The organism is Halopseudomonas laoshanensis, from assembly GCF_008365385.1.
GTDB lineage: Bacteria > Pseudomonadota > Gammaproteobacteria > Pseudomonadales > Pseudomonadaceae > Halopseudomonas > Halopseudomonas laoshanensis.
Window position 1 is genome coordinate 1,077,497 of sequence record NZ_QOVF01000001.1, and the last position, 12,399, is coordinate 1,089,895.

12 protein-coding genes and 1 pseudogene are annotated in these 12,399 nt (G+C 58.4%); 8 read left to right on the top strand and 5 right to left on the bottom strand.

Annotated elements, in window-relative coordinates:
- Window positions 1-76 precede the first annotated feature (76 nt).
- Window positions 77-472: a RidA family protein gene (locus DT594_RS04945; RefSeq protein WP_149331618.1), complete on the bottom strand. Its 396-nt coding sequence runs from the start codon at window positions 470-472 to the stop codon at window positions 77-79.
- A 138-nt stretch (window positions 473-610) separates the two neighbouring features.
- Between DT594_RS04945 and DT594_RS04950 the strand changes: the two genes are divergently transcribed.
- Entirely contained in the window at window positions 611-1,537 is a 927-nt protein-coding gene (locus tag DT594_RS04950) for a LysR family transcriptional regulator (protein WP_149331619.1), read from the top strand.
- Between the two features lie 2 nt (window positions 1,538-1,539).
- Here DT594_RS04950 and DT594_RS04955 read toward each other — a convergent pair whose 3' ends face one another.
- Window positions 1,540-2,232 carry a DUF421 domain-containing protein gene (locus DT594_RS04955; protein ID WP_149331620.1) on the bottom strand — a complete coding sequence of 231 codons (693 nt, stop codon included), beginning with the start codon at window positions 2,230-2,232 and terminating at the stop codon, window positions 1,540-1,542.
- A gap of 103 nt (window positions 2,233-2,335) precedes the next feature.
- Here DT594_RS04955 and DT594_RS19055 point away from each other — a divergent pair.
- The 7 genes and pseudogenes from DT594_RS19055 to DT594_RS04985 all read left to right on the top strand — a co-directional run.
- Window positions 2,336-2,740: pseudogene (locus tag DT594_RS19055) on the top strand (DUF1810 domain-containing protein); the annotation flags it as partial.
- Between the two features lie 24 nt (window positions 2,741-2,764).
- Window positions 2,765-3,397 carry a class I SAM-dependent methyltransferase gene (locus DT594_RS04960; RefSeq protein WP_246164575.1) on the top strand — a complete coding sequence of 211 codons (633 nt, stop codon included), beginning with the start codon at window positions 2,765-2,767 and terminating at the stop codon, window positions 3,395-3,397.
- 148 nt (window positions 3,398-3,545) lie between these two features.
- Complete coding sequence (locus tag DT594_RS04965) at window positions 3,546-4,034, top strand: MarR family winged helix-turn-helix transcriptional regulator (protein ID WP_149331622.1); 489 nt, start codon at window positions 3,546-3,548, stop codon at window positions 4,032-4,034.
- Window positions 4,031-5,092 (top strand): HlyD family secretion protein, encoded by a 1,062-nt coding sequence (locus DT594_RS04970; RefSeq protein ID WP_149331623.1) that lies wholly within the window; start codon window positions 4,031-4,033, stop codon window positions 5,090-5,092. Before DT594_RS04965 ends, DT594_RS04970 begins: the two co-directional genes overlap by 4 nt.
- A gap of 8 nt (window positions 5,093-5,100) precedes the next feature.
- Window positions 5,101-6,153, top strand: coding sequence for a DUF2955 domain-containing protein (locus DT594_RS04975; protein WP_149331624.1), 1,053 nt, complete (start codon window positions 5,101-5,103; stop codon window positions 6,151-6,153).
- Window positions 6,154-6,227: 74 nt separating this feature from the next.
- Window positions 6,228-6,629, top strand: a complete 402-nt coding sequence (locus DT594_RS04980) for an MbcA/ParS/Xre antitoxin family protein (RefSeq protein WP_178091420.1) — start codon at window positions 6,228-6,230, stop codon at window positions 6,627-6,629.
- The gene (locus DT594_RS04985; RefSeq protein WP_149331626.1) at window positions 6,623-7,321 is read left to right on the top strand and encodes an RES family NAD+ phosphorylase; all 699 of its coding nucleotides are present in this window, start codon (window positions 6,623-6,625) and stop codon (window positions 7,319-7,321) included. The genes DT594_RS04980 and DT594_RS04985 overlap by 7 nt, the downstream gene beginning before the upstream one ends.
- A 26-nt stretch (window positions 7,322-7,347) precedes the next feature.
- On the opposite strand, the gene DT594_RS04990 is transcribed toward DT594_RS04985, so the two are convergent.
- The 3 genes from DT594_RS04990 to DT594_RS05000 all read right to left on the bottom strand — a co-directional run bounded on the left by DT594_RS04990 (window position 7,348) and on the right by DT594_RS05000 (window position 12,261).
- Window positions 7,348-8,910, bottom strand: coding sequence for a GTPase family protein (locus DT594_RS04990; protein ID WP_149331627.1), 1,563 nt, complete (start codon window positions 8,908-8,910; stop codon window positions 7,348-7,350).
- The gene (locus tag DT594_RS04995) at window positions 8,888-10,000 is read right to left on the bottom strand and encodes a YcjF family protein (protein ID WP_149331628.1); all 1,113 of its coding nucleotides are present in this window, start codon (window positions 9,998-10,000) and stop codon (window positions 8,888-8,890) included. Before DT594_RS04995 ends, DT594_RS04990 begins: the two co-directional genes overlap by 23 nt.
- A 146-nt stretch (window positions 10,001-10,146) precedes the next feature.
- Entirely contained in the window at window positions 10,147-12,261 is a 2,115-nt protein-coding gene (locus DT594_RS05000) for a sulfatase-like hydrolase/transferase (protein ID WP_218574473.1), read from the bottom strand.
- Between the last annotated feature and the right edge of the window lie 138 nt (window positions 12,262-12,399).

The window sequence follows — 12,399 nt, forward strand, 5'->3', positions numbered from 1 at the left end:
AAGCCATAACACCAGTGTTGGGCATTAAAAAGGGGCTGACGACAAGTCGGCCCCTTTTTTGTTGATCGGCTACACCTCACTCTGGCAGCTTGGCGATCACCTTTATTTCAAAATCGAATCCGGCCAGCCAGGTCACGCCCACGCAGGTGATGTTAGGGTATGGCGCTTCGCCCCAGTGGTCTTTCACTACCACGGGCCAGATGGTTTCAAAGCGTGATTGTGGGTCGACGATAAATACGGTCACGTCTACCACATCTTCAAAGCTGCTGCCGGCGGCTTCCAGGATGCCATTGAGGTTCTTGAATGCCAGCGCGACCTGAGCCAACAGGTCCGGCTCGGGGGTGCCATCGACTTTGCTTCCAACCTGCCCGGAGACGAACAGAAAACCATTTGACCGAATGGCCGGTGAGTAGTGGTGCTGTTCGTAAAGAGCATGGCGCCCAGGTGGGAAAACGACATCACGTTGTGACATAACTACCTCCAACATCAATTTGGGGGCCGTGGAGGCCCGATGCAGCTACTCTAGAAGCTTGCGCCGGGGGGATAAACTGGCGAAAGTAATCAGCACTGTTTGTAAAATCCAAACAATCCATCGCCAGTGAGGCAGAAAATGGACCGGTTTGATGCAATGCAGGCTTTCGTCCGGGTGGTTGAGGCGGGCAGCTTTACCAAGGCCGCCGAGACGTTGCACATGAGCAAAACCACTGTCACGCACCTGGTGCAGCAACTGGAGACGCGGCTGCGGGTCAAGCTGCTTAATCGCACCACGCGCAAGGTCAATGTGACGGCCGATGGCGCCGTGTATTACCAGCGGGTGATCCATTTGCTGGCCGAGATGCACGATGCCGAGACCAGCTTGTCCGGCGCATCGGCGACGCCCAGAGGTCGGCTGCGGGTAGATGTACCTAGCCCGCTGGCACGGATGATTCTGATACCGGCACTGCCGCAGTTCTATGCGCGCTACCCGGAGATTCAGATCGACATGGGTGTGAGCGATCGCATTGTCGATATGATTGATGAAAACGTCGATTGCGTGGTGCGCGGCGGCGAGTTGGTCGATCTGTCACTGATGGCGCGGCGGGTTGCTGATCTGCAGCTTGGCGTGTTTGCCGCGCCTGCCTACCTCGAGGCCAGCGGACGACCAGAGCACCCGCTGGAGCTGGAGCGCTCGGAGCATCACACCGTTGGATTTCTCTGGGCGCGCACCGGGCGAGCCTTGCCCTACAGCCTGCACAAGGGCGATGAGCACCTGCAGGTCAAAGCGCAGTACCGCCTGGCGGTAGATGATGGCAATGCCTATCTCGCGGCCGGGTTGGCAGGACTGGGGATTATCTGGCTACCGACCTACATGTCTGCAGCCCACGTCGCCCGGGGCGAGCTGGTGGAATTGTTTGAGGACTGGACGCTGGAATCGATGCCGCTGTATATCGCCTATCCGCCCAACCGCCATATCAGCCTCAAGCTGCGGGTGTTTATCGACTGGGTTGCGGAACTGATGGCGGAACATGCGCCGGTCGCCCATCGTTCTATTACATAATTTCAACGCACACGTTTATGGCTTAACGCGGGCGACCAAATGTCATTCCCGCAGCGGGGGCAGAGCGCTGTTTGCTGGCTTTCAATGTGCTGCGTATGCGCGCAGCGAACACAAGCATGTACAACGCTGGCGGGCATTCGCTTATAAACCGGGCGATGCTCGGGAGGTAGTACCGATAGCCCCGGCTTGACCTCTTCTGATGAGTGAAAATAGAGACTTACGTCGCCATCGGTCTCAAGAATGCCCAAACGCACCTGGCCGAGATGTTCTACGCCTAGTTGGCGGAGCTCCATGAAAAACTCGTCTGCGGATATATTCAGATGGTCCAGGCTTTTCAATTCGTACTTGCCTTCCTTGATGATGGTGACCGGTTTGCCCTCGAGCCAGTTGGAAAAGTGTTTGCTGTGCCTGGTACCCAGAACAGTGAGACGATAAAGCACCAGTAGGGTGATAAACACCATTGCTATAGGTAATAGCGGTACGTCCTCGTAAAAGGACACATCGCCCGCAGCTGACCCCAGCGTCAGGATCATGACCAGTTCGAATAGTGATAGTTGGCGAACGCCGCGGCGTCCGCTGACTTTCAAGAACAGGAAAACGATTAGAAATGCAAAAAGGGCGCGAAACGCCACCTCGCCCAGAAATGCCAAGGGGAAATCATCTAACAGCATGCGCTGCCAATCGAACGCGATCATAAGTTGGTCCATTGAGTTAACTACGATCATTGAGACCATAAGACCTGGGTTTAGATCAGTTCGCGACGCTACCCGATGACCAAAAAGGCTAGAGAGAATGACAATGAATGAGCTTTATAACCTGGAACGTTTTCTCGATGCGCAATCGCAAATCTACCCCAAAGCCCTGGATGAGCTTGAAGCAGGGCGCAAAACGACGCACTGGATGTGGTTTGTGTTTCCGCAGGTGGCAGGGCTGGGGCGCAGTGACATGGCTCAGCGTTACGCGATTGCCGATATTGCCGAGGCTCAAGCCTATATTGGTCACCCGGTGCTTGGGCCCCGATTGGAAGCCTGTGCGCAGGCTTTGCTCCGCTGGCGCGAGCGTTCGGCAACAGAGATCATGGGATCACCGGATGATATGAAGCTGCGCTCCAGCATGACGCTTTTTGCGCTGGCAGCACCGCAAAAACGGATTTTCATTCAGGTGTTGCAGGCGTTCTTTGCCGGGCAGCCGGACGAGCGCACGTTGGAACTGCTGGGCGCAGCGGAATTGCCTGAACCACAGGACGAGTTAGCCGGCCTCGCGCGGCAAACGCTGGCGCATTACGAGCAAAACGCCGAGGGCTTTCGTGAGGGCACACGCGATCACGATGTAAGCCAGAACATTGATGCCTTGCTACGCAACATCCATGCGCCGGCGCCACTGCAAATACTCGATATGGGCTGCGGGCCAGGGCGTGATTTACGCACCTTCAAGGCCATGGGGCATTTGCCGGTAGGGCTGGACGGTTGTGAACGCTTTGTCGAGATGGCCCGGCAAGACAGCGGCTGTGAAGTCTGGCTGCAGGATTTCCTCGCGCTGGATCTACCGGCTGAACGCTTTGATGGCATCTTCGCCAACGCGACCCTGTTCCACATCCCCAGCAAGATGCTGCCCGCCGCGTTACGGCAGCTGCACCAGAGCCTCAAGCCCGGCGGCGTTCTGCTCAGTTCCAACCCGCGTGGCGAGGACCAGGAAGGCTGGACCGGGGATCGCTACGCTGCCTATTACCGACTGGAAACCTGGCGGGCATTCATGCAAGCGGCGGGGTTTGTCGAGATTGAGCATTACTACCGGCCTGCCGGTCTGCCGCGGGAGCAGCAGCCGTGGCTTGCGAGTGTGTGGCGGCGTAACCCTGACTGAAAGCCCATTGCCTCACCTTGCGCCTGTCTTACCGCCTGTCTGAGCACCCAAACACCTCTGGAACAAAATAAAGGTTAGCTTGCTAAATATATTCGCCGGTGTAGAATATATTGATTAGCAAGCTAACTAGTTATATCCGGAGACCAGAATGACACCTCCCACGAAACCCGAACCTTCGCTACATGAAACGCTTAAACCCTCGATGGGCGCAGCGCTTGGCCGTGTGCATCGCCTGTGGCGCGCGGCAATCAATCAGGCGGTGGGGGAGCTGGGCATGACCGAGGCTCGCTGGGCGGTCATGATGCATCTGGACAAGATGGGTGAGGGCTGCACCCAGCAGGTGCTGGCGACCGAATTGGCGATCGAGATGCCATCGCTGACTCGCACGCTGAACCAGCTTGAGCAACAACAATTGATTGAGCGCCGCCGGGACAAGACGGACCGCCGCGTGCATTGCCTGTGGTTCACCGAACAGGGCCGTGAGCAGGTAGAGCTGCTGGCGGTGCACATTGCCCAGGTACGCAAGGATATTTACCAGGGGCTGTCCGACCAGCAACTGGATGCCTTTGCCGAAGTGCTGCTGAGTATGGAGCACAACGTGCGGGAGCTGCTGAACAATTCGGAGGAAAGCGCATGACACCGGATCTGCTTTTTGCGCGCTGGGTGCGCGCTGCCCTGGTGATGTTTGCCGTGGCCTTCGGTTATTTTCTTGCAGCTGATCTATGGATGCCGTTGACGCCACAGGCGCGGGTCATGCATCCGGTTGTGCGGGTAGCGCCGCAGGTCAGCGGCCAGGTGCTCGATGTGCGGGTAACCAACAACCAGCACGTTGAGGCCGGCGAGGTGCTGTTCACCATTGACGCTCGTCCGTATCAGTTGGCGGTCGATCAGGCGCAACTGACATTGGAGGCAGCCGAGCGCGACAATACTGGTTACGACGCGTCATTGGCAGCGGCGGAGGCCGAGGTAAGGTCTGCGCGGGTCCAGGTCAATGAACTGGAGCGCGAACACCAGCGTCTGGCCAAGCTGGTCGCCAGTCAGAACGTGTCACAGCAGCTGTATGAGCAAACCCAGTCCAAGTACCAGGCGGCACAAGCCAGCCTGGCCAGCGCCAAGGCCCGCGCCGAGCAGTTGCGGGTTCAGCGCGGCCTGACCGATGAAGACAACCTGCGGCTGCGGCAGGCGCGCAACGACCTGGAGCGCGCTGAGCTGCAACTCAGCTACACCGAGGTGCGTGCGCAAACCCCGGGCATTGTCTCCAACCTGCAGATCAAACCGGGCACCTTTGCGACTGCCGGCAGTTCTCTGGTGGCCCTGGTCAGTGACGACGCGGACGTCATTGCCGACTTCCGCGAAAAGTCATTGGTGCATCTGAGCCGTGGTGAAGCGGCGGCCATTGTGTTCGACGCTTTGCCCGGCGAAGTCTTTGCGGCGCACGTCTCGGCGCTGGATGCCGGCACCCAGCAAGGCCAGTTGTTGCCTGACGGAAGCCTGGCTGCGCCGGAAGTCTCGGACCGCTGGGTGCGTGATGCTCAGCGCCAACGTATTCATCTGCAGCTGGAAACCCCGGAGATACTCTCGCAACTCCCTTCGGGCGCGCGGGCCACCGTGCAGCTTCACCCGGTCGACGGCCTGGCTGAGCTGTTTGGGAGCGTGCAGATTCGGCTGATCAGCCTCATGCATTACGTGTACTGAGGCCGGCGATGAAACCCATACTGCTTTTCAGTAAAACCCGATTGGACGCCAACGATGTACGCCAATGCCTGCGAATTGCCTTTGGCGGCACGCTGGGCTTTCTGCTCTGCAAGGTGATGGGCTGGAATTACGGCGCCTTCTTTGTGGTTCAGCCGATATTGCTGTTGGCCATGGTGCCGACACTGAACGCCCATGTAATGCGCCAGTTTCTGGCCAACATGCTGTTGGTGAGCTTTGCCGTGTTGGTGATTCAGGGGTTGTTTGGCGACAAGCCGGTACCCATGACGCTGCTAGTGATCGCCATGTTCGCGTTCCTGTTTCGCGAGATGAGCCGCGGGCCCAATTTCCTGTTTGGTGCCATGGCCATAGTGAATATGTCGATGCAGCTGCATTTTGCCAGCTACCCGACGGCAGACGTCGGCGACATTGTCGCCTCGAACCTTGTGGCCTTGCTGACCACGCTGTTCATTGCCATGTTGATGCAGGTGCTGTTTGCCGATGTAGCCCCGCGCCAGCCGCGGCAGATGCAGAGCAAGCCGTTGACCAATCAACGCCATGAAGTGATTCTGGCCACCACGGTCGCGACGCTGTCGTTTATTGTGTTTCAAGTATTCAATTTGCAAGGCGGACTCTCGGCCCAGGTCGCCAGCATTCTTGTGCTATTCCCCTTGAACTGGAAGGGCGCAGGCCCTGCGGGGTGGAACCGCGCGCTGGGCACACTGGTGGGCTGTAACGTCGGCTTGATCGTACAGTTTGTGCTGATGGATCACTTCGACATATTGCCCTTTGTCGCCGTCGGGCTCTGGCTCAGCCTGATGTTGTTCGCCCGGATACATCTGCTTGAGGGTGGTACCGGTGCGGGCATGGCGGCGATGACCACCATGGCCATCCTGTTCGGCCAATATCTGTCGCCTCGGCAAGACCTGTTTTACAGCGACCTCTACCGTTTCTTTTCATTAGGCATCGCCGTGACCCTGTCACTTATTGCGGTCTACTTGATGCATTTGCTGTTGAATCGATTTGCCGCTACGCGACTTCAGGTTCAGGAAGGCTGCAGATAAGTTGCACAAGTATTTGCAAATACGTTATATGCAAACTAGTATCTGTAGATATAAATAGTTGTCAGGACAGTATTATGCTCGCGAATCCCATTGCTACACCCGATAAAACCGCTTCTGCTACCGGCCTGCGGACCGCCGTCGCCATCCTGGATAGATGGGGTGCGACCGGCGAGCAGGGCGAGGCGATCTTGCGCGTGTCGCATAGCACCTATGCCAGGGCCAAGCGCAAGGACGGGTTGGCGTCGATCAATCTGGATCGCGACCAGCTGACGCGGGTCAGCTTTGTATTGAATATGCATGCGGCGCTGCGGACGATTTTTGATAACCCGGAAAACCTCTACGGCTTTATGCGCATGCCAAACGATAACGCGTTTTTCTTCGGCCGCTCGCCGCTGGAGGTGATGGGCGAGGGCGATATTGTCGCGGTGTATGAAACGTTCCGGCGCATCGATGCGTTGCGGGGTGGCCAGTGGTAGCGGTAACTGATCTGCCGGTGCTGCCAGCCAACACCGTACGGGCCTATCGCCTAGTGCATTCCAAGTTTCCGCCGATTGCGATCTTTGATGATGTGGCGAACGAGGAAGAGTTCGAGCAGCTGTATGCGCTGCAATCCTTGACCAATCCGCGCATGCTCAGCCAGGCCGGTAGCCTTGAATTGCTGCCGCGTGGCGAGATCCCCTTCGGCATTCAGGGCTGCTCCTATGCCGCAGCACCTTTTACCCACGTGAATCCGGAAGGCTCGCGCTTCAGCGATGGCAGCTTCGGCGTGTTGTATCTGGCTGACTCGATGGATACCGCGATCGCCGAGGTGCGCTATCACCAGCAGGCTTACTGGTCGCGCGTGGCGGATCTGCGTTACGAGCGCTTTGTGTTCCGCGGATTGACTACGCGCTTTGATGAGGCGGGTGCGCTGGACGTATTGACGGTGCCGCGTAACGATCCGATCTATGCACCTGAAAACTACAGCGCATCGCGCGTACTCGGCCGCAGCGCTCTGGATGCGGCAGCCACGGCGTTGCGCTACCACTCGGTGCGCCAGCCTGAAGGCGTGTGTTGGGGGCTATTCACGCCCCGCCAGGTCAAATCGGTAGTGCAGACGGCGCATTACGAGATGATCTGGAGTGGTGAGATTGCGGCGGTACATAAGCTGTCTACGCATATCGGCTGATTAGCTGGCCGGATTGTCGTTGTTGCTTATTTCTCCCGCCGCATCAGATCCACCAACGACCCCGCCGCCTGGCGCGCACGCTTCCATTCCCTTGATGCAGAAAACTTGCTGGCTTCACGCCTTTTGCGGTTCAGCTGCACGTTGATGGCCTTGTCATAGCGCTTGCTCAACACCGCGCGCAGGGTGTCGACGTTGTATTGCTCGCGCTCGGGCGAGACGCACAGTGGCAGGATGTCGTCGAGCTGCAGTACGTCCTGATTGAAATCCAGTGCTTCACGGATCAGCTCGGCCTTGCTGCCGGGCTCCGGGCTGTCCAGCTCGTAGGGCGGCTGCCATTCATTCTGAATGCCCAGGCGGTCAACCTGATTGAGCAGGCCAATCAGCGGCGGCGGCTGGTAGTCGATGCGTTTGCTGTGCCACTGGCGGAAGTGCTCGCCGAATTCCTGGTCGAGCTTGCGCGCGGGCTGATTGGCGCGCAGTACCCAGAGCACCATGTCGGCTTGGATCATCTCCTCGAACAGCACCTTCTCGATTTTGGCATCACCGTTCAGGCCGGGCAGATCGAGCAGGCGCAGGAAGGGAATCCCGTCGACCTTGCATTCATAGACCAGTCCGCGGTCGGTTGAGGGCAGGGCGCTGGTCTCGGCTTGCCAGCCTTCGGTCAGCGCATTGATCACTGACGATTTGCCGGCACCGGTCTGGCCGATCAGGCAGACGCGCACCGGTTCGGGGCGGCCAACGGTGCGCTCGTCATCCTTGCGTGTGGCGGCGGTGACCGTCAGCTCGTCATCATCAAAGCGGAAGTGGCCACCGTACAGATCAATTGCCGAGCGCAATACTTCGAGCATCAGCAGGCGCTTCATGCGTTGCTGCATTTCGTCGCTGAGCCCTTCAAAGGATTGCCCCAGGGCCTGGCTGCCGAGTTCGGCAAGCATGCCCTCGGGGGTGAGCATGCGTACCTTGCGGTAGACGTTAACCAGCGTCATGGCCGGCGCAAACTGGTCGGCTTTCTCTTCCAGCCAGAGTACGTGTGAGACTTTCAGATGATTGATGCCGGGGACGTTGTTTCTCAGCGTGCTGCGGTAGCGCTGGGTGAGCTGTTCGGTGATCGCCAGCAAGGCGATGGGCGAAAAAGCCCATTCGGAGTGGCGTTTGCCCTTGCCGTATTGCGCGGCGACGCTGCGGGCCAACACCAGGGCGCTTTCAGGTACGTCGCGCCAGGTTTCGGTGCCTTGCACCAGGGTAATTACCTCCGGCAACAGCTCCTGCTGCACATGTTTGTCCCAGGGTGTCCAGTAAGCCGGCGTCTCCACCTCTTTTTCCAGGCTGGCTTCAAGACTGGCTTCGATCTGCGGAGCGGTCTTGCGTCGCCGACGGGCGGCGAGGAAGTAGGGCACCATCGACGCCAGGGTCAATAGCCCGAGCAGGCCGACAAAGGTCAGAATGTAGTTGTAGCGAAAGATCGCATACAGGCCGAAGAACGCCAGCAGAGCGATGGGCAGCAGTATGGCGATCAGCAGGAAAGGCGTCAGCCTGTCAGAGAACCGGGCGGCCGCGCGTACCGCGCTAAGCGTCGTTTTTAACGTCATTTTTCGCCACTGGCATGATGTGTTCGAAGGCTTTGCGGTAGGTCGCCTTGAGCTCCTCCGCAGAGGTGGGCTCGCCGCGCTTCTTGTTGAAGAAGTAGATGCAACCGACTCGCCCCAGCGCGTAGGTAACGCAGTAGCTGGTCACCGCCGCGGAGGCTGCGCCAACGGTCTGACCGTACACCGGGATCAGCTTGACCAACTGCTGAATACCCAAGCGTGAAGCGTATTGAACGCCAAAGCCCACACCCAGGGTACTGACCAGTTCGGTAATCAGGCGTTTGTCCCACTCCAGCCCGTATTTGTTCGCCAGACTGTGCAACATCTTGGTTTGAATGGTCGGCACTGTCACCAGGCCGAGCACCGGCACGGCGTCGGTGGCGCCAGCTGCGCCGGCGTACCACATGATTTCGGTTTTGAGCTTCTGGAAGTTGGCTTCTTCAGCGTTGCTGTTGCCTTTGCGTTCGAACAGCTCAGCGACAATCGGCAGGAAATTACCCAGCTTTTCGATCAAATCGGGAATGCCTACTGGCGTGCCCTCGCGGCCTACCAGGTCCACAGCGGCATGCTCAATTTCGCCCCAGATCTTCTCCACTGCCTGTTGATTGTGCTGCACGCAGCGTCGCTGTTCATCCTGGGTGTCGAGCAGTTCGATACCGGTATGCACCACCAGAGCATTATTGATCTTGCCGGAGCGCTTGATCTGTTTGATCGCGTGGAGCAATTCCGATTGCTCGGGGTCATCGGCGCGCATGACGATGACCAGCGCGTGGCTGCTGCCTTCACAGGCTTTGATGTCAGCGGAGGCGTCGTACCCAGCTTCAGCCAGGCCGCGGGTATCCATGAAGGTCATCACCGGTGTGCTGGCAGGGAAGTCGTAGCGTACGGCGGTTTCGGTACAGGGTCGGAAGCCGCGTCCGACTTCGATGTCGCTGTGGCCGGTCACGGCGCGGATGAAGGATGACTTGCCCGCACCGGTCTTGCCGATCAACCACAGGGTCGGCAGATGTTCGGCGCTGTACCGGAAGGCAGGTTCCAGGTCAGCCTTTTTCTCCGGGTTGAGCCGGCGATAGGCCCGTTGCAAAAAACTCATCGATTCTCCTGATTGCGGGTGACTCGCGGTGTTGCCTTGGGCTGATGATGCCATCAACCCAAGACTACCCTATGTATGACCGCGATAACCTGCAACATTTCCGTCCGAATGCGACAACAGAGCTGTTTGCAGCGTTTCAGTTCAGCTTATAGGCAGGTCAGCCCCAGGTTATCCTCGATGATCTGGCGGTCTGCCGCATCGGTCAGGCCGTCCAGATTGAAGTCGTACCAGCTGGAGCGCCCGCCGTTGAGTTGCGAGAAGTAGCTCCAGTCCTCCAGATCCTGCTCGTTGATAACACGGTCCAGATTGCCATCGCCGGGGCAGGTGGGTTCCGAGTCAATAATGCTGTCGAGCTCGGCCAGCAGCGTATCGTAATGCTGCTGTTGTTCCGGCGTCAGCGCAGGGCGGGTGAGCAGGTCTTGCGCATCCAGGTTATCCAGCCCCAGCGGCGAGCCGCTTTCGTTGATTTCATAGAACTCAAAGCTTTCGGTCAAACCGCCTGCATCGCAGTTAGGCTCTTCCAGTTGCAGTAGCTTGAAACGGTCATCACGCACCGTGCGTTGGGTTTCGGCAAGGATGTCGAAAGGTGATTCGCCTTCGTTCACCCGGTAGGTGTTCACCGCGCAGCAGGAACTGAACGACTGCCCGGGCACCACGCCGTCATCGCCGTACCAGGTGCCACCCTCGGAAATACAAAGCCCCTTTTGCGGGAACAACTGCAGGCAGATATTCACATCGGTGAGTACGCAAGGCTGGGGGATACTGCCCGCCAGGTTGCGACCCGACATGGAAAAGTTGCTGTCCCGCACGGGTAGGGCGTCGACGTTCACAAGGTATTCATCCATGGGTTGCGCATCCAGCCGGTCCGCAACTTTGGGCGCACTCAGGTCAGCACCGCCCAATGTTGCAAACAGGTGATAGAGGTCGGTGGAATTGACCATGGCGCCGACGGAACGCCCGGGCTGCTCAACGGTGGCGCCGGTAACGATCAAGGGCACCCAGATCCCGCCCTGATAGACCGTGCCTTTGCTGCGCGCAGGCAGGAACGGCGCCTTGACTACCGGGCCGTAAGTGCCGTTATCACCGATAAAGGCTACGACGGTATTACTTGCCGGGTTGTATTCCAGGTCGCCGTTGGCGTTCTCGATATAGACACCCGCTGCCAACAGCACGCGGCGAATCTCGGTATCCATCGCCTCCATATTCTGGTCCATCAGTTGACGCGTATCGGCGCCATTGTCACAGGCGATGCCGGTATCCAGGGCACCGGTTACAGGTGCAAGGCTGGCCGGGGTCGGCTGTAGAGGGGCATGTGAGGCGGAATAGCCAAGCGACAGCATCCAGGGTTGCTCATCGGACTGTGCCTGGATCCAGTCGATAGCGAAATTGGACTCCAGCTGCGTGCGGTACAAACGCGTGGCGGGATTATCGACTTCCAGCTGTCGCGAGCCACTTTCCTCACTGATAACCACTTCGGCGGTGTAATAGGCGTTCTGCCGGGTGAAGTCGAGATAGGCCGGCAACGTCGACGCGCACTGCTGGTTGGGGTCAAACAAACCGCCACGCTCCAGGCACATCTTGCCCGGTACCGAGCTACCATCAGCAGTCAGCTCTTCACAGGCACCGCTGGGTTGATAGCAGGCGCCGGTATCGGCACCTTGCGGGTGGTCGGAGGCCAGCGGTACAAAACCGCAGGTGAAAGGCTGGGCACTGCTGTCCAGGTTATCCAGCCCGGCAGTCACATCAATCGGCCGTGGGCCGCCATCAAAGTAGCCGGCAAAATAATCAAAGCCTAGTGCGCGAATGGCTTCATCGCCAAATGGGTGGTTGGCTGGATTCACATCCGAGCCGGTGACGTGAATCTTGCCGATATAGGCACTGACGTAACCTTGCTCCCCCAGTACCGTGGGCAGCGAGCGCTCAAAGGGCGAGGTCTGCGAATTGGCGAAGTCTGTCGATACGATCGCGGTGTTCACATTGGTGCGCGGTGGATAACGCCCGCTGAGCAGGGCGGCGCGCGTCGTCGAGCAGGTCGGCATGGACCAGGTGTTGCTGAAGCTCACACCGGTAGCTGCCAGGCTATCGATAGTCGGTGTGGACGGCGGCTGCACTCCACCGAAACCAAAGCTGGAGAGCTGGTCCACACCGACGTCATCGGCGATGATCAGGATCAGATTGGGTTTGGTATTCGACGAGGGAGGTGCAGCGTCGTTGTCAGAAGAAGACGACCCGCTTCCATCAAGACAAGAAGTTAACAGCACAGAGCAAGCAATAACGACAAGAGAGGGCAGGAAGGAGATGTATTTTTGTTTTTTTGAGGTGCCTGGCTGGCTGATCAATTGAGCGCTGCTCCGTAGCGATGAAAGTTCTTTTATAGTAGCCCTTCGCCAGAATAATGT